This window comes from Nonomuraea sp. 10N515B (assembly GCF_052245915.1).
GTDB lineage: Bacteria > Actinomycetota > Actinomycetes > Streptosporangiales > Streptosporangiaceae > Nonomuraea.
In genome coordinates, this window is the sequence record NZ_JBQQBQ010000002.1 from 201,891 (window position 1) to 228,617 (window position 26,727).

General features: G+C 70.6%; 21 protein-coding genes. 11 read left to right on the forward strand and 10 right to left on the reverse strand.

The window, feature by feature from the left end; translation table 11 throughout:
• Position 1: 1 nt before the first annotated feature.
• Positions 2-823, reverse strand: a complete 822-nt coding sequence (locus ACTWQA_RS03345) for an aldo/keto reductase (RefSeq protein ID WP_443157817.1) — start codon at positions 821-823, stop codon at positions 2-4.
• 63 nt (positions 824-886) lie between these two features.
• On the opposite strand from ACTWQA_RS03345, the gene ACTWQA_RS03350 reads away from it, so the two are divergent.
• The gene (locus ACTWQA_RS03350; protein WP_443157818.1) at positions 887-1,867 is read left to right on the forward strand and encodes a hypothetical protein; all 981 of its coding nucleotides are present in this window, start codon (positions 887-889) and stop codon (positions 1,865-1,867) included.
• Between the two features lie 2 nt (positions 1,868-1,869).
• Positions 1,870-3,030 (forward strand): DUF6716 putative glycosyltransferase, encoded by a 1,161-nt coding sequence (locus ACTWQA_RS03355; protein ID WP_443158023.1) that lies wholly within the window; start codon positions 1,870-1,872, stop codon positions 3,028-3,030.
• 178 nt (positions 3,031-3,208) lie between these two features.
• Here ACTWQA_RS03355 and ACTWQA_RS03360 read toward each other — a convergent pair whose 3' ends face one another.
• The 5 genes from ACTWQA_RS03360 to ACTWQA_RS03380 all read right to left on the reverse strand — a co-directional run bounded on the left by ACTWQA_RS03360 (position 3,209) and on the right by ACTWQA_RS03380 (position 9,737).
• Positions 3,209-4,444, reverse strand: a complete 1,236-nt coding sequence (locus ACTWQA_RS03360; protein ID WP_443157819.1) for a polysialyltransferase family glycosyltransferase — start codon at positions 4,442-4,444, stop codon at positions 3,209-3,211.
• Entirely contained in the window at positions 4,441-5,403 is a 963-nt protein-coding gene (locus ACTWQA_RS03365; RefSeq protein ID WP_443157820.1) for a glycosyltransferase family 2 protein, read from the reverse strand. The genes ACTWQA_RS03360 and ACTWQA_RS03365 overlap by 4 nt, the downstream gene beginning before the upstream one ends.
• 47 nt (positions 5,404-5,450) lie before the next feature.
• The gene (locus ACTWQA_RS03370; RefSeq protein WP_443157821.1) at positions 5,451-7,487 is read right to left on the reverse strand and encodes an N-acetylneuraminate synthase family protein; all 2,037 of its coding nucleotides are present in this window, start codon (positions 7,485-7,487) and stop codon (positions 5,451-5,453) included.
• Between the two features lie 73 nt (positions 7,488-7,560).
• The gene (locus ACTWQA_RS03375) at positions 7,561-8,226 is read right to left on the reverse strand and encodes a response regulator (RefSeq protein ID WP_443157822.1); all 666 of its coding nucleotides are present in this window, start codon (positions 8,224-8,226) and stop codon (positions 7,561-7,563) included.
• Entirely contained in the window at positions 8,223-9,737 is a 1,515-nt protein-coding gene (locus ACTWQA_RS03380; protein WP_443157823.1) for a sensor histidine kinase, read from the reverse strand. The genes ACTWQA_RS03375 and ACTWQA_RS03380 overlap by 4 nt, the downstream gene beginning before the upstream one ends.
• A 110-nt stretch (positions 9,738-9,847) precedes the next feature.
• Here ACTWQA_RS03380 and ACTWQA_RS03385 point away from each other — a divergent pair, with 110 nt between their 5' ends.
• The gene (locus tag ACTWQA_RS03385; protein ID WP_443157824.1) at positions 9,848-11,179 is read left to right on the forward strand and encodes a cation:dicarboxylate symporter family transporter; all 1,332 of its coding nucleotides are present in this window, start codon (positions 9,848-9,850) and stop codon (positions 11,177-11,179) included.
• 112 nt (positions 11,180-11,291) lie between these two features.
• Here ACTWQA_RS03385 and ACTWQA_RS03390 read toward each other — a convergent pair whose 3' ends face one another.
• Positions 11,292-12,632 carry a sensor histidine kinase gene (locus tag ACTWQA_RS03390; RefSeq protein ID WP_443157825.1) on the reverse strand — a complete coding sequence of 447 codons (1,341 nt, stop codon included), beginning with the start codon at positions 12,630-12,632 and terminating at the stop codon, positions 11,292-11,294.
• 65 nt (positions 12,633-12,697) lie between these two features.
• A complete protein-coding gene (locus tag ACTWQA_RS03395) occupies positions 12,698-14,200 on the reverse strand; it encodes a glycoside hydrolase family 13 protein (RefSeq protein ID WP_443157826.1) in 1,503 nt (500 codons plus the stop codon).
• A 246-nt stretch (positions 14,201-14,446) separates the two neighbouring features.
• On the opposite strand from ACTWQA_RS03395, the gene ACTWQA_RS03400 reads away from it, so the two are divergent.
• The 6 genes from ACTWQA_RS03400 to ACTWQA_RS03425 all read left to right on the forward strand — a co-directional run bounded on the left by ACTWQA_RS03400 (position 14,447) and on the right by ACTWQA_RS03425 (position 21,557).
• On the forward strand, positions 14,447-15,724 hold the full coding sequence (locus tag ACTWQA_RS03400; RefSeq protein WP_443157827.1) for a sugar ABC transporter substrate-binding protein: 1,278 nt from the start codon (positions 14,447-14,449) through the stop codon (positions 15,722-15,724).
• Between the two features lie 5 nt (positions 15,725-15,729).
• A complete protein-coding gene (locus ACTWQA_RS03405; protein ID WP_443157828.1) occupies positions 15,730-17,304 on the forward strand; it encodes an ABC transporter permease subunit in 1,575 nt (524 codons plus the stop codon).
• Positions 17,301-18,140, forward strand: a complete 840-nt coding sequence (locus tag ACTWQA_RS03410) for a sugar ABC transporter permease (protein WP_443157829.1) — start codon at positions 17,301-17,303, stop codon at positions 18,138-18,140. The genes ACTWQA_RS03405 and ACTWQA_RS03410 overlap by 4 nt, the downstream gene beginning before the upstream one ends.
• Before the next feature lie 5 nt (positions 18,141-18,145).
• Entirely contained in the window at positions 18,146-19,918 is a 1,773-nt protein-coding gene (locus ACTWQA_RS03415; RefSeq protein WP_443157830.1) for a glycoside hydrolase family 13 protein, read from the forward strand.
• A gap of 81 nt (positions 19,919-19,999) precedes the next feature.
• Entirely contained in the window at positions 20,000-21,226 is a 1,227-nt protein-coding gene (locus ACTWQA_RS03420; protein WP_443157831.1) for a right-handed parallel beta-helix repeat-containing protein, read from the forward strand.
• A gap of 31 nt (positions 21,227-21,257) precedes the next feature.
• A complete protein-coding gene (locus ACTWQA_RS03425; RefSeq protein ID WP_443157832.1) occupies positions 21,258-21,557 on the forward strand; it encodes a hypothetical protein in 300 nt (99 codons plus the stop codon).
• A 148-nt stretch (positions 21,558-21,705) separates the two neighbouring features.
• Here ACTWQA_RS03425 and ACTWQA_RS03430 read toward each other — a convergent pair whose 3' ends face one another.
• Positions 21,706-22,266 carry a TetR/AcrR family transcriptional regulator gene (locus ACTWQA_RS03430; RefSeq protein ID WP_443157833.1) on the reverse strand — a complete coding sequence of 187 codons (561 nt, stop codon included), beginning with the start codon at positions 22,264-22,266 and terminating at the stop codon, positions 21,706-21,708.
• 54 nt (positions 22,267-22,320) lie between these two features.
• On the opposite strand from ACTWQA_RS03430, the gene ACTWQA_RS03435 reads away from it, so the two are divergent.
• Positions 22,321-25,434 (forward strand): bifunctional cytochrome P450/NADPH--P450 reductase, encoded by a 3,114-nt coding sequence (locus ACTWQA_RS03435; RefSeq protein ID WP_443157834.1) that lies wholly within the window; start codon positions 22,321-22,323, stop codon positions 25,432-25,434.
• A 199-nt stretch (positions 25,435-25,633) separates the two neighbouring features.
• Positions 25,634-26,242, forward strand: a complete 609-nt coding sequence (locus ACTWQA_RS03440; protein ID WP_443157835.1) for an ACT domain-containing protein — start codon at positions 25,634-25,636, stop codon at positions 26,240-26,242.
• On the opposite strand, the gene ACTWQA_RS03445 is transcribed toward ACTWQA_RS03440, so the two are convergent.
• Complete coding sequence (locus ACTWQA_RS03445; protein WP_443157836.1) at positions 26,239-26,601, reverse strand: ArsR/SmtB family transcription factor; 363 nt, start codon at positions 26,599-26,601, stop codon at positions 26,239-26,241. The two genes, ACTWQA_RS03440 and ACTWQA_RS03445, sit on opposite strands and share 4 nt — an antisense overlap.
• Positions 26,602-26,727 lie beyond the last annotated feature (126 nt).

Consider the following 26,727-nt stretch of genomic DNA (forward strand, 5'->3'; position numbering starts at 1 on the left):
ATCAGGTCATGTTGAAGGTGTCGGGGTCGGGTCCGATGCGCTTGTTCCTGTTCATGGCGCCGATCGCGGCCATGTCCTCGGCGTCGAGGATGAAGTCGAACACGTCGATGTTCTCGCGGATCCGCGACGGGGTGGCGGACTTGGGGATGACGACGTTGCCGAGCTGCAGGTGCCAGCGCAGCACGATCTGGGCGGGCGTCTTGCCGTACTTGCCGGACAGCACGCTCAGCGCCGGGTCGTCGAGCAGGCCCTGGCCCTGGCCCAGCGGGCTCCACGCCTCGGTCAGGATGCCGTTGGCCTCGTGGAAGGCGCGCATCTCGCGCTGCTGCAGGTAGGGGTGAAGCTCGATCTGGTTGATGGACGGCGTGATCTCGGCCTCGTCCATGAGCCTGGTCAGGGTCTGGACGGTGAAGTTGGAGGTGCCGATGGCCTTGGCCCGCCCGTCACGGTAGATCTTTTCGAGGGCCTTCCACGCCTGCACGTACTTGTCCTGCTTCGGGACCGGCCAGTGGATGAGGAAAAGATCGACGTAGTCAAGGCCCAGCCTGGCCAGGCTCTCATCGAAGGCCTGCTCGGCGCGGTCGTGGTCGGCGTTCCACAGCTTGGTGGTGACGAACAGCTTATGGCGGGGGCGCTTGGCGCTGCGCACGGCCCGGCCCACGCCCTCCTCATTGCCGTACGCGGAGGCGGTGTCGATGTGCCGGTAGCCGGCCTCCAGAGCGATCCGCACGGTTTGCTCGGCCTCGCCGCCGGGAATCTGCCAGACGCCGAACCCGAGCTGCGGGATCTGCACGCCGTCGGTGTTGAGCATGAGCGAGTTCATACCCTCCATTGTTCACGTTCCGTTCCAGGCGGCTTAAGGCGACAAGGCTAACTTGGAGCGGTCATGAACGGGCCATCACCCGGCGGGGAGGGCGAACGAGTGGTCGAACAGGCGTCGGCCTGGGTGGAGTCCCCGCTCCAGATGCTGTGCGCCGTCGAGGCCCACCACGCCGGGCTCCTCGGGCCCGCGACGGCCGTCGTGCCGCGAGCGGGCCTGCGGCCACTGAAGGCCACGCGCAAGGAGCTGCGCAGGCTCGGGTTGCCCGAGGGCCTGGAGCTGGCCGAGCCGCGCGACCAGATGCCGCGGCGTGTGCAGGCCGTGGGTGACGCCTTCTCCGGCAAGGTGCAGCTGCGCTGGCTGATCTCCAACCCGGGCCGCATCGTCATCGTCGACGACGGGCTGGCCACGATCCGGCTGCTGGAGCTGCTGGCCGCGGGGCCTCGCCGGCCGCTGCTGCGGGCCCGCGCGCAGCCCACCAAGCTGCGCGCCGTGCTCGGCCTGGCGGCCGCGCTGCGGCTGCGGCTGAGCAAGGTCTCCGTCTTCACCGCGCTCGACGTGGACAAGGACCTGGAGGACGGCGTACGCCGCGCCGGCGTCGACCTGGTCCGCCACGACTTCGCCTGGCTGCGTGCCCAGCCGCCCAGCGCCGAGGGCCCCGCCGAGCGCACCGTCGTCCTCGGCACCTCGCTCGTCAGGAACGGCCTGGTCCACCGCGACCGCTACCTACGCTGGCTGACGGACCTGGCCTCGCAGGAGCCGGTCGCCTACTACCCGCACCGCCGCGAGGACCCCGTGGACGTGGCGCTGATCCGGGAGCGCCCCGGGATCACCGTCCACGACGCCGGCGCGCCCGCCGAGCTGACCCTGCGCGGCCTGGACTCCGGCCAGCGCGTGCTCAGCCTCCCGTCGACCGCGATCACCTCGCTGCGGGTGCTGCTGAGCCCGCGCGGCGTCGCCGTCGAGCCCGTGGACGTTCCCGATGACTGGTGGACCAGCAGGGCGGCTCCCGCCCTTCGCTCGCATCTGACTGGAGTGTCCGGTTGAAAGTGTTGGCGGTCGCCGACTCCGACTCGTACCTGAAGTGGGCGGCCTGCCTGCTCGCCGATCTGCCCGAGGGTTGCGTGACGGACCTGGTGGTGGTCCGCACGCCGATCGCGCCCTCGCCCGAGCAGATCGCCGCGGCCGTGGGCGAGCGGGAGGCGCCCGCGGTGATGTCGGCCCGGTCGGTGCGCCGGGCGGCCGAGCGCATCCGGCCCGACGTGATCCTCGTGGCCTGCACGGGACCGGTCGTGGACGTGCTGGTGGCCGAGGTGCTCGCGGACCTGAGGCCACGGCCGGTGTTCGTCAGCGGACTGCCGGGCATCTCGGTGCCGGCGACCGACAAGGCGTGGCAGTTCCGCAGCGGGTGCGACCTGTTCGTGGTGCACAGTGAGCGGGAGGTGGCCGAGTTCGGCGAGATCGCCCGCCGGCTCGGCGGGGGAGGGGCGGTGGGCCTGGCCCGGCTGCCGTTCCTGCGGTCCAAGGTGGCCGCCCAGGGGGGCAACCGGGTGGTGTTCGCCACCCAGGCCAAGGTGCCGCGCGAGCGCGAGGAGCGCGAGCGGATCCTGGTGGCGCTGGCCGAGCTGGCGCGGCTGCGGCCCGACCTGGACGTGGTGGTCAAGCTGCGGGCGCTGGAGGACGAGCGGCAGACGCACAACGAGCGCCACCACTACCAGCGGCTGTGGCGGGAGATGGGCGAGCCGGGGCGGCTGCTGTTCGAGGCGGGGTCGATGCACGATCAGCTGGTGCGGGCCGCCGGATTCGTCACGGTCAGCTCGACGGCGGCGCTGGAGGCCATCGCGCTGGACGTGCCGTTGCTGGTGCTGCGCGACTTCGGCGTCAGCGCCGAGATGATCAACCTGGTGTTCGAGGGCAGCGACCTGCTGGGGACCCTCGATGAGCTGGCGGCGGGCGACTTCCGCACGGCGTCGGCGGCCTGGTGCGCGGCCAACTACTTTCATCCGGTGGAGCGCAACGACTGGGCGGGGCTGCTGACCGGGCTGGTCATCTCCCGGCCGCGGGTGCCCGCCAAGTCGTTGCTCGATGGGCCCGAGTTCGCGGCGGCGCGGCGGCGGGCCAGGCTGCGGGTGGAGGTGCCGCCCACGATGCTGCGGGCCGGCTACAAGGCCAAGCGGCGCATGCGCCGCTACCTGCGCGCCCTCACCTGACCTCCGGCCCCTCGCCGCGCCCTTACCTGACCCCGGCCCCTCGCCGCCGCTCCTTCGCCGCCGCGCGGGGCGGTGAGCGCGACGATGCCGCGGATCGCGCGCCGATGGCTGGGCGCTGAAAAGCCGACGCAAACGTCGAGGCCCCTGGCAGAGAGCCAGGGGCCTCGACGCCGGGCGATCAGATCGCGGATCGGATCTTCCGCCGCAGCCGGGTGAGCGTGCTGGGCTTGGCCACGAAGCCCAGCGTCTCCAGACGCTTGCGCTTGAAGTAGCGGGCGTCGAACTCGATGCCCGCAGGCCGCAGGTCGGGGTAGGCCTCGGCCTGCATGCAGTAGCCGACCGCGCGCACCAGCGCCGGCAGGTCCACGGCCGGGGGCTGGTCGATGTGGCCTTCGGCCGACAGCCGCGGCAGCAGCGCGTCCACGATCGTGACCGGGATCCGGTTGCTGTTCTCGTACGGCGCCAGCCGGTCCAGCACGAACTCCGTGCCGTAGGAGGCCACGGACAGTCCGAAGTAACGTTGCGCCGTCACCAGCCCGGTGGAGAAGCAGCCGACGACCAGCTCGGGCCGGAGCGCGGCGAAGCACACCTCGGCCGGGACGCTCTCCCCGGGCACCGACAGCCGCACCCCCAAGGGCTCGGCCGCGGCCCGCATCAGCTGGGCGTGCCGGCGCCCGGCGGCCGGATGCGGCTTGAACACGATGTTGGTGTAGCCGCGGGCGGCCAGCGCCTTGAGCATCGTCTCGTGCAGCGCCGCCTCCTCCTCCGGCGTGACGATCTCCAGGGCCGACAGGTATTGGCCGAGGATGACGGCCTGCCCGGCCAGCATGTCGGGGGCGGTGGAGGTGACCTCCCTGACGATCGCCAGGAAGCGTTCGGCGGGCAGGATCTCGGGCGCGACGCCGTACTCGCTGAGCAGCAGCGGCGCCAGGCCGGGCACCAGGTCCAGGTGGAGCAGCCGTTCGATGCGGCGGAAGATCTCGGCGGGCAGCGGGTCGCGGGTCGGGCCGTAGCTCATCAGCCCGTCGGAGTAGACCGTGATCGGGCAGTCGCGCACCAGCCCGGCGATCGTCCGCGCGGGCGGCACCGCGATCGATTCGACCACCAGCTCCTCGACCCCGTCCAGCCCCCAGTGGGAGCGGATGAGGCGCTCCATCATCGGCACCTCGATGACGCGTGCCTTCCAGTCCGACGGGTGCAGCGGCGCGATGAGGTCGTTCCAGGAGTGCACCTCGTCGAAGCGCGAGCGCAGCACCGCGAAGCCGGGCGTCTTGTCCAGCGGCGTCGACACCTCGGGGATGGCGGCGTTGTTGGAGACGACGAGGACGCGCCGCCCGTCGCCGAACCGGCCGTCGTCGATCGCGGCGGCCAGCGACATCGCCCCGAACAACGTCGAGGCGTAGAAGACCTTCACGATGTCTCCTCCCGGTCGCGGCGGACCCGGACGTGCGGACTGGGTGGCAGGTCGGGCACCAGGGCCCGCAGTGTGGCCTCGCGCTCGACGGACATGCGCGACACCGCGTCGGACACGATCTCCGGCGGCAGAGAGCGCACCATCTGCGCGCCCCGCTCCTCGAAGCGGGCGCGCAGCGTGGGCGTGAACCGATCGGCGATCTCCAGATGGTGGGCAAGCAGCGCGCAGAAGTTCCGTGCCGCCTTGGGCATGAACTCCGGCTCCAGATCCTTGAACACCAGCTCGAAGGCGTCGAAGAAATGCAGCTGGCGCTCGTCGCCGACCTGGGTCAGCGACCCCGACACCATGCGCCGGTAGAACACCCCGGCCAGCGACACCACGGCGAACGAGGCGGCCTCCCGGTGCAGCCGCCAGATCCACGGCCGGTCCTCGGCGGTGTGCAGGGAGCCGGGGAAGTGCAGCAGGTCACCCAGCGAGCGCCGGTAGACCCCGGCCCAGGCGTAGGGGTAGTCGACCATGGTCCGCACGTTCGCGGGCAGGATCGCCTCGCGAGGGTTGAGCACCGTGCCCCTCCGCGCCAGAGGGGCACGGTGCACGACCCGCTTTCGGCCCTCGACCTGCACGTGGTCGGCGCGCACGAAGTCGCAGCCGAGCCCGTCGATGGCCTCGACGAGCCGTGCCAGGTAGCCGGGGGCGAGCCAGTCGTCGCCGTCCATGTACGTCACGTACCGGCCGGAGGCCGCCGACAGGCCCGTGTTGCGGGCGTCGGCGAGCCCTACCGGCGCGGGATTGCGCAGTACGGTCAGCCCGGGGAGATCGGCGCGGAAGTCGTCGATGATGTCCCCGGTGGCGTCTACGGACCCGTCGTTGACGACGATGAACTCGAAGTCGTGCCGAGCGTTACGGCAGAGCGAGGTGAGCGCGTCGGCGATGAAACGCTCGCCGTCTCGAATCGGCACGACGACCGAGAGCGTGATCAATGGTTTGTTCTTCCTGGTGGTGACGGTCAGACGGTCACCCGGCGAAGGCGGGCCTTCGGGGCCTCCTCGCCGGGGAAGACGCGCTTGACGCCGTCGCCCATGGCCTGCTCGATGATCCGGATGTCACGCACGAGGTGCTCGAGCCCGGACGGCTCCAGCGAGGCCGCGTGGTCGGAGCCCCACATCGTCCGGTCGAGCGTGATGTGCCGCTCCACGCACACGGCGCCGAGCGTGACGGCGGCCAGCGAGATCTGCAGGCCGCGCTCATGACCGGAGTAGCCGACGGGGACGCCGTAGCGCTCCTTGAGCGTGGTGATCGTGCGCAGGTTGGCTTCCTCCGGCGGCAGGGGGTAGGTGGACGTCGCGTGCATCATGATCAGCTTATCGACCCCGAGGATCTCCACGGCCGCGTCGATCTCCGACAGCGTGGACATCCCGGTCGACAGGATGATCGGCTTGCCGGTGGCGGCCAGGGCCCGCAGCAGCTCGTGGTCGGCCACGCTGGCCGAGGCCACCTTGTGCGTCAGGACGTCCATGTCCTCCAGGAACTCGATGGACGGCACGTCCCACGGCGAGGCGAACCAGTGCACGCCACGCTCGTCGCAGTATTTCGCGATCTGCCGGTATTCGTCGCGGCCGAACTCGGTCCGCTCCTTGTACTCCAGGTACGTCATCTCGCCCCACGGCGTCTGCCTGATCTGGCCCTTCTGCTCCTCGGGCACGCAGATCGCGGGGGTGCGCTTCTGGAACTTGACCGCCTGGCAGCCGGCGTCGGCGGCCACGTCGATGAGCCGGCGGGCGATGTCGAGGTCGCCGTTGTGGTTGATGCCGATCTCGCCGATGACGTAGACGGGCTCGCCGTCGCCGACCAGCAGGTCACCGATCGCGACCGGGCCGAGCTGGGGCCGTTCCTTGACCTCGACCACCGGCACCGCGGGTCGGGCGGCCACGACGCGGTCGCACAGCTCGCGCACCGCGCCGGAGCCGCCGGCCGTGGTCAGCACCACCCGGGCGGCGGCGCGCACCCGCGGGTGGGCGTCGGGCGTGGCGACGGGCCAGCCGACCTCGCCCATCGGGCCCAGGTCGTTGACGTCGTTGCCGACGTAGGCCACGCGGGCCGGGTCGAGGCCCTCGATGCGCAGCCAGTCGCGCAGCACGGTCCTCTTGTCGGCCAGCCCCTGCAGCACGGGGACGCCGAGCTTGCGGGCTCGGGCGGCCACGACCGGGTTGTGCTCGGTGGACATGATGAGGACCTTGACGCCCGAGCGGCGCAGCAGCGACACGCCCATCCCGTCCGAGCGGCTGACCAGCACCATCTCGCGGCCGTCGGAGTCGACGTAGGCGCGGTCGTCGGTGTGCACGCCGTCGAAGTCGGTGATGACGGCGTCGACGTCGATGGGCTCGGGCTTGTCGACGAACGGCGCGAGCGCGCGGACCAGCTCCAGGTCCTCGGGGTTGTCGACCTCGATGGCGTGCTGCGGCGGCACCGGCTGCACGGCGATGGCGCCGAAGAAGCGGTGGCCGTGCTCGCGCAGCCCGGCGGTGCGCATGACGTAGAAGGCGCCGTTCTCGCGGAACTCGGGGTCGCGGTCCTGCCTGCGTGGGCGGACGCCGGGGTCGTGGTTGACGCCGCCGCCGGTGGCCGTCCAGAGGAACTCGTGCGTCGGCAGGCCCGACACGACCGAGTCGGCCTCGCCGTCGAGCACCTTGCGCACGGCGGCGGACAGGTCGTCGGGGTCGATGAACGCGCTCGTGCACTGGACGAGCACGACCACCTCGGGGTCCTCGCCGAGGGCGTCGAGCGCGTGCAGCACGGCGGACTCGCTGGAGGCGGTCGCGCCGCTGAGCTCCTCGGGACGCTCGACGACGAGCGCGCCGGCCTCGCGGGCGGTCTCGGCGATCTGGGCGTGGTCGGTGCTGACCACGACCTGGTCCACGAGCTCGGCGCGCACGCAGGCCCGCACCGCGCGGGTGACCAGCGGGACGCCCCCGACCAGGGCGAGGTTCTTCAGGGGTACGCCCGCCGAACCTCCGCGGGCGGGAACAACGGCCAAGACTCGCAACGGTGTCTCCTCAAAAGCTTCGGATAGCACCCAGAAGCTAGAGGGCCGGATTGAACGGCCAGCGTCACCGTCATTAACGTTCTATGGGTATCCGGTAGAGAAGCTCTGGCCGGCCCACTGCGCCGTACTGCGGCATGCGGGCCGCCACACCCAGCTCCACCAGGTGTTCCAGGTAGCGGCGGGCCGTCACACGGGACACTCCTATCGCGTCGGCCACGGCTTGGGCCGCCATGCCCTCGGGCCGCTCGCGCAGCTTGGCGGCCACGGCGTCGAGGGTGTCCTTCGACATGCCTTTCGGCAGCTCCGAGCTGCCTCTGAGGGTGCCGAGCACCCGGTCCACGTCCCCCTGGCCGACGGCGACCCCCGCCTCGTCCTTGAACCGGGCGTAACGGGTGAGCTTTTCGAGCAATGTCGCGAACGTGAACGGCTTGAGAAGGTATTGGGAGATGCCGAGCGACACCGCCGAGCGGACCACGGCCAGGTCGCGGGCGGAGGTGACGGCGATGATGTCGCACATGAGGCCGCCTGCGCGCACGGCCCGGCACACCTCCAGGCCGTGCATGTCCGGCAGGTGCAGGTCGAGCAGGATCAGGTCCACGGGCCTCTTGCGCAGGAAACGCAGCGCCTCTCCGCCGGAGCGGGCCACCCCTGCCACCTCGAAGCCGGGCACCCGCTCGACGTAGATGCGGTTGGCCTCGGCGGTGATCTCCTCGTCCTCGACTACCAGCACCGAGATCATCGTGCTCCCTCCCGGTCCAGGCGCGGCCGCTCCGGGATGGGCAGCCTGATGGTGAACACCGAGCCTCGCACGTCGATGGTGCCACCCAACCGGCGCACCGCCTGCCCCACGAGGGCGAGGCCGAGCCCGCGGCCGTCGCCCTTGGTCGTCCAGCCCTTGGTGAACGCCGCCGGGTCGGCCGGCCCGGGCCCGTTGTCGGCGACCCTGATGAGGACCTCGTTGCCGTCCGCGCTCAGGTGCACCTCCACGCGGGTGGCCGCGTCGATGGCGTTGTCGATGAGGTTGCCCACGATCGTGACCAGCTCCCGCGGGTCCAGGCCCAGGTCGTCCAGCTCGCTGTCCTGGCTGATGACCAGCTCGCTGCCGCGCTCGGCGGCCTCGGCGCTCTTGCCCAGCAGCAGCGCGGCCAGCACCGGCTCGCGTACCGAGCCCACCACCCGGTCGGTGAGCTCCTGCGCGGCGCGCAGCTCGGCGGTGCCGAGCGCCACGGCCTGCTCGGTGCGGCCCAGCTCCACCAGCGTGATGACGGTGTGCAGCCGGTTGGCGGCCTCGTGCGCGGCGGCGCGCAGCGTGTCGGCGAAGCCGCGCTCGGCGTCGAGCTGGCCGCTCAGCGCCTGCAGCTCGGTGTGGTCGCGTACGGTCACGACCGTGCCGAGCCGGCTGGCGGCGCTGTTGACGGCCAGGACGCGGTCGCCCACCAGGTGAACGCGTTCCTCGTCCCCGGTCAGCACGTCCGCGAGCCCGAGCTCGGCCACGTGCCGCCCTTCGGCGTCGCCGGGCAGGCCGAGCAGGTGCCGGGCGGCGTCGTTGCACAGCGTCAGCGTGCCGTCCTTGCCGATCAGCAGCAGGCCCTCTCTGACGGCGTGCAGGATCGCGTCGTGGTGGGCGTGGATGCGGCCCAGCTCCACGGGGTCGAGCCCGTGGGTCTGGCGGCGCAGTCGCGCGGTCACCAGCCACGTGCCGGCGCCGCCCAGGCCGAGCGCGAGCGCCACGATCAGCCCGCCCCAGGCCAGCCGGTCACGCAGCCAGCCGCTGATCCTTTCGACCGTGATGCCCGCGCTGACCAGAGCGACCACCCGGCCGTCCGAGACGACGGGGGTGACCGCCCGCTCGGACGGGCCGAGCGTGCCGGTGTAGGTCTCGGTGAACGTCCTGCCCGCCAGCGCCGGCCCGATGTTGCCGCGGAATTTCTTGCCGATCTCGGCCGGGTTGGGGTGGGTGTAGCGGGTGCCGTCCGGCTTCATGATGGTGATGAAGTCGACGCCGGTGCTCTTGCGTATGCCCTCCGCCAGCGGCTGCAGCCGCGCGCTCGGGTCGGGGCCGTCCAGGGCCTCCAGCACCTCGGGCGTCGTGGCCACGGCCACCGCCACCGCCTCGGCCGTGCTCCGGGCCTCATGGGTGAGCAGATCGTGCGCCTGCACCAAGGCCAGCACGGCACCGCCGGTGGCCGTGACCAGGACTACCAGCAGCTGCAGGACCAGCATCTGCCCCGCCAGGCTCCAGCGCCGCATGTTAACGACTTCTTTCGTGAACGTAACTTACGCAATCGTGACCTGGGTCACTTGTGCAGCGCATAGTCGCACAACCGGAACTTCCCCCCAAATGGCTGGAGAACCGCCCTATGCGTGATCGCACTCGCTACCTCTACGTGGCCGTCATCGTGGCGGTCCTGCTCGGCATCCTCGTCGGGTTTCTCTGGCCGGACGTGGGCAAGGAGCTCAAGCCGCTCGGCACCGGCTTCGTCTCGCTCATCAAGATGGTGATCGGGCCGATCATCTTCTGCACCATCGTGCTCGGCGTCGGCTCGGTCCGGCAGGCGGCCAAGGTCGGCAAGGTCGGCGGTCTGGCGCTCGGCTACTTCATCGTCATGTCCACGGTCGCCCTGCTCATCGGCCTGGTCGTGGGCAATATCATCCACCCGGGCGAGGGGCTCCAGCTCACCGACGCCGCCCGGCAGGCGGCCGAGGCGGAGGCGGCCAAGGGCGCCGAGAGCGGTAGCACGGTCGACTTCCTGCTCGGCGTCATCCCCGACACGCTGGTGTCGTCGCTGACCTCGGGATCGGTGCTGCAGGCGCTGCTGGTGGCCCTGCTGACCGGGTTCGCGTTGCAGGCCATGGGCGCCAAGGGCGCGCCGATCCTGCGTGGCGTGGAGCACCTGCAGCGGCTCGTGTTCCGCATCCTCGCCATGATCATGTGGGCGACGCCGGTGGGCGCCTTCGGCGCGATCGCCGCCGTCGTGGGGGCCACCGGCATCGAGGCGCTCAAGAGCCTGGCGATCATCATGGCCGCCTTCTACATCACCTGCCTGCTGTTCGTCGGCGTCGTGCTCGGCCCGATGTTGTGGCTGGTCGCCCGCGTCAAGCTGTGGTCGCTCCTGCGGTACCTCGGCCGCGAGTTCCTGCTGATCCTGTCCACCTCCTCGTCGGAGACGGCGCTGCCCAGGCTCATCGCCAAGATGGAGCACCTGGGCGTGAGCCGGACCGTGGCCGGCATCACCGTGCCGACCGGCTACTCCTTCAACCTCGATGGCACCGCGATCTACCTGACCATGGCCACGCTGTTCATCGCCACGGCGACCGGGTCGCCGCTGGAGCTCGGCGAGCAGGTGGCGCTGCTGCTGTTCATGATGGTCGCGTCCAAGGGCGCGGCGGGCGTGACCGGCGCGGGGCTGGCCACGCTGGCCGGCGGCCTGCAGGCGCATCGGCCCGAGCTCGTCGAGGGCGTGGGCTTCATCGTCGGCATCGACCGGTTCATGTCGGAGGCCAGGGCGCTGACGAACTTCGCCGGCAACGCCGTCGCCACCGTGCTCGTCGGCACCTGGACGGGCGAGTTCGACCGGGAGCGCGCCGAGCAGGTGCTGACCGGGCACGCCCCGTTCGACGAGGCCACGCTGCTGGATGACGAGGAGCGGACCGAGCCGGAGGCCGGCGAGAAGGAGCTGACGAAGGTCTAGGGCTTGCGGCCCGGCGGGATGAGCTCGAAGTCGCCGAAGAAGGCGCCGATCTCCCTGCCGGGCCGCGGCGTGAACGCCGCCGCTTCCGGGGGCCAGAGCGTCGCGGTAGTGACTAAACAGCGGGGAGGCGCAGGACGAACCTGGCGCCGCCCCTGCAGTCCTCCACGGTGATCTGGCCGCGGTGCGCCATCGCCACGTCCCGCGCGATGGCCAGGCCCAGCCCCGTGCCGCCCGCGTCGCGGCTGCGGGCCGCGTCCAGGCGGGTGAAGCGCTCGAAGATGCGCTCACGGTCCTGCTGGGGGATCTCCACGCCGTCGTTCTCGACCGACAGCACGGCCATGCAGTCCTCCCTGGAGACGGTGACCTTGACGTAGTGCTCGGCGTGCCGCTGGGCGTTGTCCAGCAGGTTCGTCAGCACCCTGGCGAGCTGGAGCCGTACGCCGTCCACCCGCACCCCTTCGGCCAGGTGGGCGCGCACGGGGATCTTGTCGCTGCGGATGGACAGCTCCTGGCGGACCAGCTCGGCCAGGTCCACCCGCTCCTTGGCCGCGTCCACCCGGGAGCCGATCCTGGCCAGCAGGAGCAGGTCCGTGATGATGGCCTCCAGGCGGTCGGTGTCGCGCAGGGCGCTGCGCACGAGCAGGTCGATGTCGGTGTCGTCCGGGTAGAGCTGGGCGCTCTCGAGCTGGGCGCGCAGCCCGGCGATGGGGGTGCGCAGCTCGTGCGAGGCGTCGGAGGCGAACTGGCGCTGCTGCTCGGCGGAGCGTTCCAGCCGGGCCAGCGTGCTGTTGACGGATTTGGCGAGCTCGACCACCTCGTCCGCGCCGTGCGGCTCGGTGACGCGGCTGCTCAGGTCGCCGGCGTGCACGGCGTCCAGTTCCGCGCGCATGGTCGCCACCGGCCGCAGCGCCCGGCCCGTGACCAGCCAGGTGGCCCACCCCGCCAGCCCGACCAGCACCGCGATCTCGGTGAACACGATCGCCTCGAGGGTGTTGGTGGCCAGCAGGTCGGGGGTGCTGCGCCCGGCGTAGACGACGGGGGAGTCGGCGAACTTGCTCACCCGGACCGCCGACAGGTGCACGCACTCGGTCGGCAGGCAGTGGGTGGTGCTGATGGCCCGGTCCTCGCCCGAGGGGCGCACGTCGCTGAGCGGCGGCAGGTTCCTGGCCGCGTCGCTGGTGGCCAGGAACCGCCCGTCCGCCCCGACGATCTGGATCAGGTCCACCGCCGGGTCGGACACGGGGATGGCGGCGCCCAGGGGCAGGGCGCCGCTGCGCATCTCGTACGCGATGCGCTCGGCGGTGTCGCGGGTGCTCTCGTACACGCTGGCCTCGACCAGCGATCGTGTGACGAGGACCGTCGCGACGCCCACGGGGATGAGCACGAGGGCGGCTACGGCCGTCGCGATGAGGGTGACGCGTCCCCGTAGGGACTTCGCCCACAGGGCAGACACCCACCGACACTACCGAGCGTAATTTCCGTCAAATGCCGCTTTTAGGGAAAGATTCCCCCAACTGGTCAGCGCTGGAACCAGACCGCGGTGTCCGGCGGAAGCGACCCGTCGGCCGCCAGCGGGCCGCTGGACAGCAGCACCTCGCCCGCCAGGTCGAGGCGCACCGGCTCCTCGCCGGTGTTGAGCACCACGACGAGGCCGGGGTCGCGCTCGATGATCAGCACGTCCTTGGGGGAGTCGAGCCACGTGAGCGTGCCGGAGCTCGCGCCGCCGAGCGCCGGGTGCTCCTTGCGCAGGCGTAGCGCGGCCCGGTAGAGGTTCAGCGTGGAGTCCGGGTCGTCCTCCTGGGCCTCGGCCGACAGCGCGGTCCACTCCTCCGGGATCGGCAGCCACGGGTCCCGCCAGCCGCAGCCCGGGGCCGCGGTCCACGGGATCGGCACCCGGCAGCCGTCGCGGCTCTCGCCCCGGCGCAGGAAGGCCGGGTCCTGGCGCAGCTCGTCGGGGAGGTCGAGCACCTCCGGCAGGCCCAGCTCCTCGCCGTTGTAGAGGTAGGCCGAGCCGGGCAGGGCCAGCATGAGCAGCGTGGCCGCGCGGGCGCGGGCCAGTCCGCCGTAGCGGGTGACGTGGCGGGGCTTGTCGTGGTTGGACAACACCCAGGTGGTCGGCGCGCCCACCAGCTCGGCCTCCTGGAGCGACTTCTCGATGACCGTCCGGAACGACTTGGCGTGGAAGTCGGCCATCATGAAGTCGAAGTTGAAGGCCTGGTGCAGCTCGTCGGGGCCGACGTAGCGGGCCAGCCGCTCGGGCGAGGACACCCACGCCTCGGCTACGGCCATCCGGCCGCCGGGGTAGGAGTCGAGGATCGGCCGCCACTCGCGGTAGATGTCGTGCACGCCGTCCTGGTCGAAGTACGGCAACTGCTCATCGCCCAGCATCTGGGCCTGCGGGCCGTCCTTCGGGCCCACGTCGGGCAGGCCGTCGGCCTTGATCATGCCGTGCGCCACGTCGACGCGGAAACCGTCCACGCCCCGGTCCAGCCAGAAGCGCAGGATGTCACGGAACTCGGCGCGTACGTCAGGGTTGTCCCAGTTGAGGTCCGGCTGCTCCGGCGCGAACAGGTGCAGATACCACTGCCCGTCCTCGACCTGTGTCCAGGCCGGGCCGCCGAAGATGGACTCCCAGTCGTTCGGCTGGTCGCGGAAGATGTAGCGGTCGCGCAGGTCCGCCTGGAACCACGGGTGCTGGTCGGAGGAGTGGTTCGGGACCAGGTCCACGATGACCCTGATGCCTTTGGCGTGGGCGTCGGCGACCAGCGCGTCGAAGTCGGTCAGCGTGCCGAACATGGGGTCCACGTCGCGGTAGTCGGCCACGTCGTAGCCGCCGTCGGCCATGGGGGAGGTGTAGAAGGGGCTCAGCCAGATGGCGTCCACGCCCAGGCCGGCGAGATAGTCCAGGCGGCCGCGCACGCCTTCGAGGTCTCCCATGCCGTCGCCGTCGGCGTCGGCGAAGCTGCGTGGGTAGACCTGGTACACGACGGCGTCCCGCCACCAGTCGTCGTTGCCGAGCATGGCTGTCCTTCCCCCGGATGCCCGAGATGTCGGGTGATGTTCTGGTGAAGGATGTCCTGATCGCTTCCGCCGGTCAAGTGCAACTTTCGGAAAGTTGCAGATCTCACGTGGAGCTTCTGTAACGCTTTTTGCAAGTTCTTCCAATTCTTGCAAAGAGACAGTAACGTCCCGGAAAACTGGCTTTCCTTTCGTGCGGCGGTGCGTGTCCTTGCGTGCCGCCGTTCCTGCGTGACCTCAGGAGGTCCCATGCGCATGAGGGCTCTCGGCACGGCCGCCCTCGCGACCCTCGCGTTCGCCGCGACGGCGTGCGGCAACTCCCAGTCGGCCTCTCCGGCGGCGCCCAGCGCGTCCGCCTCCGCCCCGGCGGCCACCACCGGCGCGAGCTCCGGCACGCTCGTGATCTGGGCCGACCCCAGCCGCGTCAAGCCGCTCAAGCCCTTCGCCGACCAGTTCGGCACCGAGAACGGTGTGACGGTGGAGGTGAAGGAGATCAGCAAGGACAACCAGCAGACCTTCCTCACCGCCTCCCAGCAGGGCAGCGGCCCGGACATCATGATCGGCGCGCACGACTGGATCGGCAACCTCGTGCAGAACGGCGCCATCGACCCGGTCACGCTGACCGAGGAGCAGAAGGCCGCCTTCTCCGAGAAGGCCATCCAGGCGGTGACCTTCAACGGCCAGATCTACGGCGCGCCGTACGCGGTGGAGAACATCGCGCTGATCCGCAACACCAAGCTCGCCCCCGAGGCGCCCGCCACGATCGAGGACATGATCGATGAGGGCAAGAAGCTCAAGGCGGACGGCAAGGTGAAGGAAGTGCTCTGCCTCCCCGTCGGCCAGAAGGGCGACGCCTTCCACGTCTACCCGATCTTCGCCTCCGGCGGCGGCGCCCTGTTCGGCACCACCTCCACCGGCGACCCCGACCCCAAGAAGGTGCTGCTCGGCGCGCCGGACTCGGTCAAGGCGTTCGACAAGCTCAAGGCCCTGGGCGAGAAGGGCGACGGCGCGCTGCGCACGTCGATCACCAACGAGAACTACATCGTCAACTTCGCCTCCGGCAAGTGCGCCTACCTCGTCTCCGGCCCGTGGGCCATCAGCGAGGTCAAGAAGGGCGGCATCACCTACGACATCACGGCCGTCCCGGCGTTCAAGGACGGCAAGCCCGCCACGCCGTTCGTCGGCGTCCAGTCCTTCTTCGTCGCCTCCAAGGGCAAGAACAAGGCCCTCGCGCAGGAGTTCGTCGCCAACTACGTGACCAACAAGGACGTCGCCAAGGCCCTGTACGAGGCCGACCCGCGGCCCCCGGCGCTGACCGCCGCACTGCAGGAGGTCCAGGCCACCGACCCTGACGCGGTCAAGTTCATGGACGCAGGCAAGGAGGGCATGCCGATGCCCGCCATCCCCGAGATGGCGGCGATCTGGGAGCCGTTCGGCATCGCCGAGACCGCTGTCGTCAAGGGCGGCGATGCCGCCAAGGCGGCCGCGGCCGCGCAGAAGAGCATCGACGGCGCGCTCAAGAACTGACGGTCATGTCATCGTCTGTGGACGAACGCGAGGCCGCCCGGGTGAGCGCGCCCGAGCGGCCCCGCAGGGAGATCACCACGGCGTTCCTGGTGAGCAGGATCGCGGTGCTGGCCGTGGCCGCCGCGATCCTGGTCTACGCCGTGCCGCCGCTGATCGCGGCCGAGTCGTGGGTGTCGCTCGGGCTGCTGTGCGCGGCCACCGCGGGCATCGCCTCCCTCTACCTGACCCGCCGCTTCATTCCGGCCAAATACCTCATCCCGGGCACCGTCTTCCTCGTCGCGTTCCAGGTGTTCCCCGTCGTCTACACGGTCACCACCGCGTTCACGAACTTCGGCGACGGGCACCGTGGCGACAAGGCCGCCGCCATCACCGCCATCGAGACCGGCTCCGTGCGGCAGGCCCCGGGCTCGCCCGAGTACGGCCTGACGGTCGCGCTGCGCGGTGAGGAGCTGGTGTTCCTGCTGGTGGACCCGTCGACCAAGCAGGTCTCCCTCGGCACCCCCAAGGGGCTGACGCCGCTGCCGGGCGCCGAGGTCGGCGTCACCGGCAAGGTGCTGAGGGCGCCGGGCCTGACCGTGCTCAAGGCGCCCGAGGCGGCCGCCCGCGCCCAGCAGATCTCCGCGCTGGCCGTGCCGACCGCCGGTGGCGTGATCAAGGCCAACGGGCTGAGCAGGGCCGTCGAGGGCCGGGCGGCGCTGGTGTACGACACCGCCTGCGACTGCGTGCGCGGCAACGGCGACACCTGGACGGCCGACGAGGACCAGGGCTACTTCGTCAACGCCAAGGGCGAGCACCTGGCGCAGGGCTGGCAGGTCGGTGTCGGGTTCGACAACTTCGCCCGCGTGCTGACCGATCCCACTATCTCCGGATATTTCGTGGGAGTGCTCGGCTGGAACGTCGTCTTCGCCCTGGGCTCCGTGCTCGGCACGTTCGCGCTGGGCATGGCGGTGGCGCTGGCGCTGCACCACCCGCGGATGCGCGGCACCCGCGTCTACCGGATCGTGCTGATCCTGCCGTACGCGATGCCCTCCTTCGCCATGCTCCTGGTGTGGCGCGACCTGTTCAACCGCGACTTCGGGCTGATCAACCAGCTGCTCGGGGCCAACGTGGACTGGCTGGGCGAGCCGATGACCGCCAGGTTCGGGGTGATCCTGGTCAACCTGTGGCTCGGCTTCCCATACATGTTCCTCGTCACCACCGGCGCGCTGCAGGCCATCCCGCGCGAGCTGACCGAGGCGGCCTCCATCGACGGGGCCACGCCGTGGAAGGCGTTTCGCCGGGTCACGCTGCCGCTGCTGCTGGTCGCGCTCACGCCGCTGCTCATCTCGTCGTTCGCGTACAACTTCAACAACTTCAACGCGATCGCGCTCACCACCGAGGGCGGGCCGTTCCCGGCCGAGAGCCCGCAGGTGGGCGGCACCGACCTGCTGATCACCTACACGTTCCGGCTGGCGTTCGGGGCGGGCGGGGCGCAGTTCGGGTTCGCGGCGGCGATCTCGGTGTTCATCTTCACGATCGTGGCGGTCGTCTCGGCCGTGGCGTTCCGGCGCACGCGCAAGCAGGAGGAGGTCTACGCGTGAAAATCGCCCTCAGGCACGTGTTCGTGCTCGTCGTGTGCGCGTTCGCGGTGTTCCCGATCCTGTTCGTGGTCTCCGCGGCGATCAACCCGCTGGGCACGCTGGCCTCCACCGACCTGCTGCCGAACGGGGCGAGCCCGGCGAACTTCGCCAACCTGCTCGCCTCCGACACCTACCCGTTCGCGCGGTGGTTCTTCAACTCGGTGTTCATCGCGCTGGTGGCGTCGTTCGCGAGCCTGCTGCTGTCGATGTTCGCCGCCTACGCCTTCAGCCGCATGCGCTTCGCCGGCCGCCGGGTCGGGCTGCTGGCGCTGCTGCTCATCCAGATGTTCCCGCAGTTCCTGGCCATCGTCACGATCTTCATGATCTTCACCAGGGTGACCGAGCTGTACCCGGCGTTCGGGTTCAACACCGTCTGGGGGCTCATGCTGCTCTACCTGGGCGGCGCGCTCGGCGTGAACACCTGGCTGATGAAGGGTTTCCTGGACACCGTGCCCAAGGAGCTCGACGAGGCCGCCACCGTGGACGGCGCCACCCACGCGCAGATCTTCTGGCGCGTCATCATGCCGCTGGTCACGCCGATCCTCGCGGTCACCGCGCTGCTGGCGTTCATCGGCACCATGAGCGAGTTCCTCATGGCCAACGTGTTCCTGCGCGACCCCGAGAGCAAGACCCTCGCCGTCGGCATGTACAGCATGATCGCCGGCGACCATCGCAACGCGAACTTCGGCATGTTCGCCGCGGCGACGCTGCTGACCGCCGTTCCCACGGTAGGTGTGTTCCTCTGGTTGCAGAAATACATCGTCTCCGGGCTGACCGCCGGAGCTGTCAAGGGATAGGTGCATTGCGCTACATCGGGGAGCCGCATCACGACGGCTCGGCTCTGTACGTCTCCGAGCAGGCGCCCGAGCTCGGCTCGCGGGTGACGCTCTGGCTGCGGGCGCCGCTCGCGGCCGGCGTCACCGGCGTTCACGTACGCACGGTTCATGACGGCGAGCCGCGGTACGTCGCGGCGGCGCGCACGTCGCGTGACATCCGGGGATTCGGCGGCACCGACGTCTGGTGGCGGGCCGAGATCACCGCGGTCAACCCCGTCACCCCCTACCGGTTCCTGCTCACCACCGGCCGCGGCCAGGCTTGGCTGACCGCGGCCGGGCTCGTCACGCACGACCTGACCGACGCGAGCGACTTCCGCCTGGTGTGCCACCAGCCGCCGCCGGGGTGGATGGCGGACGCGATCGTCTACCAGATCTTCCCCGACCGATACGAGCGCTCCCGTCCCGTGGGCAAGCTGCCGGACTGGGCGCTGCCGCGCGACTGGGACCGCGACCCGGTCATCCCCAGCGGCCCCGGCACCGCCGAGCAGTTCTACGGCGGCGACCTCGACGGCATCGCCCAGCGGCTCGACCACATCGAGAGCCTCGGCGCCGACACCGTCTACCTGACGCCGATCTGGCCCGCCCGCTCCACCCACCGCTACGACGCCGCGAGCTTCGACACCGTCGACCCGCTCCTCGGCGGCGACGCGGCGCTGCACCGCCTGTCCGCCGCGCTGCACGCGCGCGGGATGCGGCTGCTCGGCGACATCACCACCAACCACTGCGGCGACACCCACGAATGGTTCACCGCCGCCGTCTCCGACGTGAACGCCCCCGAGCGGGACATGTTCTTCTTCGACCCCGAGACCGGCGACTACGAGAGCTGGTGGGGCGTCAAGTCGCTGCCCAAACTCAACTGGGCCAGCGAACGCGTGCGCGCCGCCATGCGGGACGTGCTGACGAAGTGGCTCGGGCCGCTGGACGGCTGGCGCGTGGACGTGGCCAACATGACCGGCAGGCTCGGCGCCGCCGACCACAACCACGAGGTCGCGCGCATGCTGCGGCGCGCGCTCGGCCCGCAGGCCGCCTTCATCGCCGAGCACAACCACGACGCCACGCCTGACCTGGACCGCGACGGCTGGCACGGCACCATGAACTACGGCGGCTTCACCCGCCCCGTCTGGACCTGGCTGCGCGGCCCCGAGCTGGACCTGGAGCATTTCCTGGGGGTGCCGGGCGGCGTGCCCGCACGGGACGGGCAGGCCACGCTGGCCACGTTCCGCTCGTTCGCCTCGCACATGTCCTGGCGGTCGTACCGGCACTCCTGGCACCTGCTCGACTCGCACGACTCGCCGCGCATCCGCACCGTCACGGGGTCCCGGGAGCGGCACCTGCTCGCCCTCGGCCTGCAGGCCACACTGCCCGGCACACCGATGGTGTTCGCCGGCAGCGAGTTCGGCCTGACCGGCGTGAACGGCGAGCACTCCCGCACCCCCATGCCCTGGAACCGGCCCGCCGACCAGGACCCCCGGACCCTCGCCGGATATCAGGACCTGCTCGGGCTGCGCCGCGCCGAGCCCGCGCTGCGCCACGGCGGCCTGCGCTGGCTGCACGCCGACGCCGACTGTCTGGTGTTCGCGCGCGAGACGTACCAGGAGACGCTGCTGGTCTGCGCGCGCCGCTCCCCCGGCGAACCGCTGCACATCGGGATGCGCGCGGAAGGCGTGTACGACGCCGAGGACGGCGACGTCATCCCGGGTGACGGACCTTCGCTGCGTGTCTGGCGCCTCACGCATTGATCACGCTACGGTGTCCTCTGCCTATTCCGCGCTTTAACTAGATAGTGGTGTGCACGTATGAGGGTGTTGTCCGTAGCCGTCATGGCTTCGCTCCTGTCTGCCGCACCGGTCACGGCATCAGCCCAGGCGGGCACCACGTACTACGTGGACTCCAGGGCGGGTGACGACGCCGCCGCGGGCACCAGCGCGACCGCGCCGTGGAAGTCGCTGGACAAGGTCAACGCGGCCGACCTCAAGCCCGGCGACACCGTCGCCGTCAAGCGCGGCAGCGCCTTCACCGGCACGCTCACCCTGGCGGCCAAGGGCACCGCGGCCCGGCCGATCTCCATCAAGCCGTACGGCAAGGGCACGCTCGCCAAGATCAGCGGTGACGAGGCGGACTGCGTCGTGATCTCGGGAGATCACTGGCGGGTCAGCGGCCTGCGGGCCTCCGGCTGCCGCTGGGCCGGCTTCCAGATCGACGGCGACCACAACGAGCTGACCGGCGTGCAGGCCGACCGCAACATCGCCGGCGTGTTCGTCACGGCCGCCGGCTCGCGCAACACCATCCGCGACAGCGTGCTGACCGACAACAACCGGATGAGCGTCAACGACGAGGGCGGCGACAACGACTCCGGCGCCTTCGGCGTGCTGCTCAACGGCGACGACAACGTCGTCACCGGCAACACCATCACCGGCAGCTTCGCCAAGAGCCAGGACTACGGCACCGACGGGGCCGCCGTCGAGATCTTCAACGGCGACCGTAACCGCGTCACCCACAACATCGCCAGGAACAACGAGACCTTCACCGAGCTGGGAGCCCAGAAGGGCAAGACCGCCACCGGCAACGTCTACGCCTTCAACGTCGTGACCTCCTCGCGCAGCCGCGGCTCCTTCCTCATCACCCGCGGCGCCCGCCACATCGTCGGACCCGTCAAGGGCACCGTCGCCGTGCACAACTCGGTCTACCTGCCGGCCAAGGACACCATCGGCTGGTCCTGCCACGACGGCTGCTCCCCGTCGATACTCAAGCTCCGCAACAACGTCGTCGTCGTGGGCGGGGAAGCCGGCTGGGAGGACGGCCAGGGCGCGGACGAGGCCGGCAGCGTTTACCAGGGCCGCACGGCCAAGTTCAAGCTCGGCCCCAAGTCGGTGATGGCGAACCCGCAGTTCGTCTCCCGCACGGACCTGCGCCTGCGGCCCGGCTCCCCGGCGCTCGACCGGGGCCTCTCGCTCACCGCCAAGTGGTACGGGGGCAAGGCCGTCGCCAAGGACGCGGCGGGCAAGCCCGTGGCCGGCTCACCGGACGCCGGGGCGTACCAGCGCTAGTTTTGACGGCTCCGATCTCTAGAGTGGGCCCGTGCACCACGATCTCCGGCAACCACTGGTCAGGCAGCTCGCCGAGTCCGACGCCCCCCGCTACTACTGGCACATGGCCGACGAGGACGGCCGCGCCTGGCTCTTCGAGAGCGTCGAGGGCGAGGGCGAACACTGGGCGGTCCGGCAGGTCGAGGTCGGCGCCGATCGCCTCGCCCGCCGATATTGGTGGCGGCACCTGCAGGACGAGCGGGGGTTTCTCACCGACCAGCCGCTGGAGATCTGGGAGCTGACCGAGATCCCTCAGGCCTCCTTCGAGGCCGTGTGGGAGGCGTCGGCCTGAGCCGCCCGCGCTCACCCGCTCGCCGTTCACCTCCTCCGGCGAGCAGGACCTTCACCTCAGGGCGTCGATGCGGGGCCCGTCTGATCGACGCCCTGGCGACAGGCCACGACGGGAGGAGGAGGGCGTGGATCGTGTGGTGGCCGGGTGACTAATCGGGTCTTGTAAGGCCGCGCACGATCACGTTGATGGCCGTGTCGAAGGTGCGGTCGATCTCCTCGGGATCGTCGGCCATGTGCCCGTGGGTCTCGAAGATCACGAAGCCGGAGACGAACGCGTGCAGCACGTCCCCCGTCCTGATCAGCTCCTCCTCCGGGACCCCGGCCAGCCGCAGGATCCGGTCGAGCACCTCCCACAGCGCTATCCGCCGGTCAGAGACGATCTCCGGATGGTTGTGGACGTAGGTCCACAGGGCGGGATGCTCGAGCGCGTGCCGATGATAGGCGAGGGCCAGCGCCCTGAGCTGATGCTGCCAGGGCGCGCCGTCGTCCGGCGGCAGGTGCATGCGCTGCGCGGCCCCCTGGCAGACCAGCCCGAGCAGCGCCTCCTTGCTCTCCACGTGGTGGTAGAGCGACATCGGGTTGACGTCCAGCTCCGCCGCCAGCTTGCGCATGGACAGCCCCTCCACGCCCCCCTCGTCCATCAGACGCAGAGCCGTGGAGCTGATCTCTTGAAGCGTCAGGGGCGCACCCCTGCGCGCACTCGCTGCCATACACCGTATGGTAGCGTCAGCCATACGGTGTATGGCTACTCCAAGGGAGCACTCATGTCGCGCATCCCCGCCCCACAGGGCCTGCCCATCCTGGGCAACACGCTGCAGATTCCCTCACACGCGCCGATCGAGCACTTCGTCCAGGTGGCATCCCGATACCAGGAGGAGGGCATCTTCCGGCTCGAGGTCGCCGGGCGCACGATCGTGCTCGTCTTCGACCCCGACCTGGTCGCGGAGGCGTGCGACGAGAGCCGGTTGGTCAAGCGCATCAAGCCGCCGCTGTCGATCGTGCGCGACTTCGGTGGCGACGGGCTCTTCACGGCCGACCATGACGAGCCGGTGTGGGGGCACGCGCACCGCATCCTGATGCCCGCCTTCAGCCAGCGTTCGATGAAGGCGTACTATCCCCAGTTCCTGGAGGTCGCCGAGCAGCTCGTCGCGTCGTGGGCAGGTCGCCAGGGGGAGGACCTGCCGGTCGCCGACGACATGACCAGGCTCACGCTCGACACGATCTCGCTGACCGGGTTCGGCTACCGGTTCAACTCCTTCGACTCACCTGGGCTGCACCCGTTCCTGCAGGCCATGGGCGGTGCGCTGACCGCGGCCATGCTGCGCAACCAGCAGCTGCCGTTCGTCACCAAGCTCAAGCGCAAGCAGGAGGAGAGCTACCGGCGCGACATCGCCACCATGCAGGAGCTCGTCGACGAGGTGATCAAGCAGCGGCGCGCCGAGGGCGCCACCGGCTCCAAGGACCTCCTGGGCCTGATGCTGGAGGCCTCCGACCCGCAGAGCGGCGCGCGGTTGTCCGACGAGAACATCCGCAACCAGGTCCTCACCTTCCTCATCGCCGGCCACGAGACCACCAGCGGCCTGCTCTCCTTCGCCCTGTACAACCTGCTGCGCGAGCCCCACACACTGGCCCGCGCCTATGAGGAGGTGGACAGGCTGCTGCCGGGCGACGAGCCGCCTTCGTACGAGACCGTGATGAAGCTCGACGTCATCGCGCGCATCCTGGAGGAGACGCTGCGGGTCTGGTCGCCGATCCCGGCGTTCAACGTCAGCGCAGTCGAGGACACCACGCTCGGCGGCTACCCCATACCCAAGGATCAGGGGGTCGTCGTGCTGCTGCCGGTGCTGCACCGCCACCCCAGGGTGTGGGAGCGGCCCGGCGAGTTCGACATCGACCGCTGGCTGCCGGAGAACAAGCAGCACCACCACCCGGCCGCGTACAAGCCGTTCGGCAACGGCGAGCGGGCCTGCATCGGCCGCCAGTTCGCGCTCACCGAGGCCAGGCTGGCGCTGGCGATGATCCTGCGCCGTTTCGCGTTGTCCGACCCGGACGCCTACCGCATGAAGATCAAGCAGACGCTCACGCTCAAGCCGGACGGATTCACGCTCAGGGTGCGCGAGCGCCGCGCCCACGAGCGGGCCGTCGTCGTCCAGGAGGCCGCGCAGGAGCCCCAGGAGCAGGAGATCGCCGTCACCGGCGTGCCGCTCACCGTCGCGTACGGCTCCAACCTCGGCACCAGCGCCGACATCGCCGAGCGGCTGGCCGAGCGGGCCGGGCGGGCCGGGTTCGCCACCACGCTGACCACGCTCGACGAGCTGGTCCCGCCGGGCGAGGGCCTGCTGGTGGTGGTGGCCTCCTCCTATAACGGCAAGGCTCCCGACAACGCCCAGCGCTTCGACGCCCTGGACGCGCTGCCCGACCTGTCCGGCGTCCGGCTCGCGATGCTGGGCTGCGGGAACACGCAGTGGCCCACGTACCAGGCGTTCCCGCGGCGCGCCTACGAGAAGCTGACGGCCGCCGGGGCGCAGCCGCTGATCGAGCGGGGCGAGGCCGACGCCGACGGCGACTTCGACGGCGACGTGTCGGCGTGGACGGCCAGGCTGTGGGCGGCGCTGGCCGAGGAGTACAGCGCCGGCGCCGAGTCGGCGGGACCGCGCTACGAGATGGAGGTGCTCACCGAGGCCGAGGTCCGGCCGGCCGTCGTCTCCGAGCGGGCCTTCCCGCTGACCGTCGTCTCGAACGAGGAGCTGACCGGCGATCCGGCCGGCCTCTGGGACTTCTCGCTCGAGGCGCCGCGGCCCGGGGTGCGCTCCCTCGTGGCCAGGCTGCCCGAGGGCGTTACGTACGCGGCCGGCGACCACGTGGCAGTCTTCGCCAAGAACGACCCCGAGCTGGTCGAATGGGCGCTGCGTTGCCTGCGGGTCCCCAGGGAGCAGGTCGTGCGGCTGCGTGCCGCTGGAGCCACGCACCTGCCGGTGGACACGCCGGTGACGGCCGGACTGCTGCTGACCGAGTTCGCCGAGCTGCAGGAGGTCGCCACGCGGGGCGACCTGGAGGCGCTGGCCGCGCACACCGCCTGCCCGTGGACGCGCGGTCAGCTCGCCGAGCTGACCGCGAGCTACGCCGACGAGATCCTCGCCAAGCGGGTCTCCCCGCTGGCGCTGCTGGAGCGTTTCCCCGCGATCGAGCTGCCGCTGCCGGTGTTCCTGGAGATGGCCGGGCCGATCAAGCCGCGCTACTACTCCGTTTCGTCGTCGCCGCTGGCCGACCCGTCGCTGGTGCGGCTCACGGTCGGGCTCGTCGAGGGTCCCGCCTGGTCCGGCGCCGGCACGTACCAGGGCATGTGCTCGGCCTACCTCGCCGGCCTGAAGGAAGGCGAGGTCTTCTACGGCTACGTCCGCGTGCCTGCCCCGCCGTTCCGGCTTCCCGGCGACCCCGCCACGCCCGTGATCCTCGTGGGCCCCGGCACGGGGTTCGCGCCGCTGCGCGGCTTCCTTGAAGAACGCGCGCTGGTGGGCGCAACCGGGCGGGCGGAGGTGTTCGCCGGGTGCCGTCACCCCGAGCATGACCTGCTGTACGGGGACGAGCTCGGGGCCTGGGCGGAGCGGGACGAGGTGCGGGTGCACACGGCGTTCTCGGCCGTTCCCGGGCATCAGTATCGGTTCGTCCAGGACGCTGTCGCCGCGCATGCCGATGAGCTGTGGGAGCTGCTGGAGCAGGGCGCTCACCTGTACGTCTGCGGCGACGGCCTGCGCATGGCGCCCGCCGTGCGGCAGGCCCTGCTGGACATCTACGGGGTGCGGATGGGCGAGGACGGCGCGGCGTGGCTGGCCGGCCTGGAGGCGGCCGGCCGCTACCAGCAGGACGTGTTCGCCTGACCCCGGTATGGTGCCCGCCGGTGCCGGGCGATCCTACCGTGACCTGGGAAAAGTCGTGGCGCTCAGTTGGTAGAGCATTCTCGACAATCCGGACTTAACCCTTCATCCTGGGATATAACCGCAGCATGCGCGACATATCCGTGGAACAAACTCGAAACCTTTCCACGGCACTGTGAGAGCCTCTGGAAAGGGGGCGGCAATGCTGCTGCGACTGAGGGTGTCGCTGCCGGATCGGCCAGGCGGGCTGGGGCAGGTGGCCAAGGCGCTGGGCACACTCGGTGCCGACATCCTGCAGGTCACTGTGCTCGAACGCGAGGCGGGACGCGCCGTGGACGACTTCACCGTCTCCTGGCCCGGTCCGGTGACCGCGTCGGAGGCGCGCGAGCGGCTGTCGGCCGTGCCCGGCGTACGGGTTGAGGGGGTCTGGGTGACCAAGGAGGTGCCGGGCTCGGCGCTGGACTACGACCTGCTCATGCATGTCGTGGCCGAGCCGGGCCGGGGCTTCGCCACGCTGGTGGACGCGCTGCCGGGGTTGTGCGGGGCGGAGTGGTCGCTCGCGGTGGCCGACGGCGCCGTACAGCATGCCTCGCTGGCGGCTCCCGCCGAGTTCGACCTGCCGGAGCCGCCGCCGCGGGCCGTCTCGCTGGCCGCCCGTGAGCTGCGGCTGATGCTGCTGCCGGTGGTGGCGCATGGCATGCACGTGGTCGTGGCCCGCGCCGAGGGCCCGGTGTTCCATCGCGCGGAGTTGGAACGTGCCGCCCGCATCGTGGACGTGGTCGCCAAGCTGGCCGCCCGGGCGCCGGCTTAATCGTGGCGGGGGAGTCCGGAGACCTCGTGGTCGGCGTGGAACAGGGCCTCCGCGATGAGGGCTCGCACGTGGGAGTCCCGGGCCCTATAGAGCACCCGGCGGCCGTCTCGCCGGGTGTCCACCAGGCCGGCCAGCCGGAGCTTGGCCAGGTGCTGGGACACCGATGGCCGGGCCGCGCCGATGGATTGGGCAAGTGAGTTCACATCCCGCTCGCCGGATGACAACAGCCACATCAGTCTGAGCCGCGTCGCGTCGCTGAGCATGCGGAAGGCGTCAACGGCCGCGTTCACCTGGGCGGAGGTGGGTTGTTCTTGCTCCTGCGACTGGTTGGCACTTGAGGTGTTGTCGCGTGCGTACATGACTACATATCCTGGTCAAAAGGGATGAAGTGCGCAAGTGAGGGATGCCATGGCTGATCAGCGGGATTCCGGCTCGAGACCGCAGGACGCTCATCCGGACCGGCAGGCGCATGGCCATGGACACGG

Coding starts and splice junctions, on each gene's coding strand:
- ACTWQA_RS03380 (WP_443157823.1), bottom strand. CDS start 9,737: ATGCGGCGCTGGAGCCTGGCGGGGCAGATGCTGGTCCTGCAGCTGCTG.
- ACTWQA_RS03375 (WP_443157822.1), bottom strand. CDS start 8,226: ATGATCTCGGTGCTGGTAGTCGAGGACGAGGAGATCACCGCCGAGGCC.
- ACTWQA_RS03400 (WP_443157827.1), top strand. CDS start 14,447: ATGCGCATGAGGGCTCTCGGCACGGCCGCCCTCGCGACCCTCGCGTTC.
- ACTWQA_RS03430 (WP_443157833.1), bottom strand. CDS start 22,266: ATGGCAGCGAGTGCGCGCAGGGGTGCGCCCCTGACGCTTCAAGAGATC.
- ACTWQA_RS03350 (WP_443157818.1), top strand. CDS start 887: ATGAACGGGCCATCACCCGGCGGGGAGGGCGAACGAGTGGTCGAACAG.
- ACTWQA_RS03420 (WP_443157831.1), top strand. CDS start 20,000: ATGGCTTCGCTCCTGTCTGCCGCACCGGTCACGGCATCAGCCCAGGCG.
- ACTWQA_RS03345 (WP_443157817.1), bottom strand. CDS start 823: ATGAACTCGCTCATGCTCAACACCGACGGCGTGCAGATCCCGCAGCTC.
- ACTWQA_RS03405 (WP_443157828.1), top strand. CDS start 15,730: ATGTCATCGTCTGTGGACGAACGCGAGGCCGCCCGGGTGAGCGCGCCC.
- ACTWQA_RS03395 (WP_443157826.1), bottom strand. CDS start 14,200: ATGCTCGGCAACGACGACTGGTGGCGGGACGCCGTCGTGTACCAGGTC.
- ACTWQA_RS03445 (WP_443157836.1), bottom strand. CDS start 26,601: ATGTACGCACGCGACAACACCTCAAGTGCCAACCAGTCGCAGGAGCAA.
- ACTWQA_RS03435 (WP_443157834.1), top strand. CDS start 22,321: ATGTCGCGCATCCCCGCCCCACAGGGCCTGCCCATCCTGGGCAACACG.
- ACTWQA_RS03385 (WP_443157824.1), top strand. CDS start 9,848: ATGCGTGATCGCACTCGCTACCTCTACGTGGCCGTCATCGTGGCGGTC.
- ACTWQA_RS03440 (WP_443157835.1), top strand. CDS start 25,634: ATGCTGCTGCGACTGAGGGTGTCGCTGCCGGATCGGCCAGGCGGGCTG.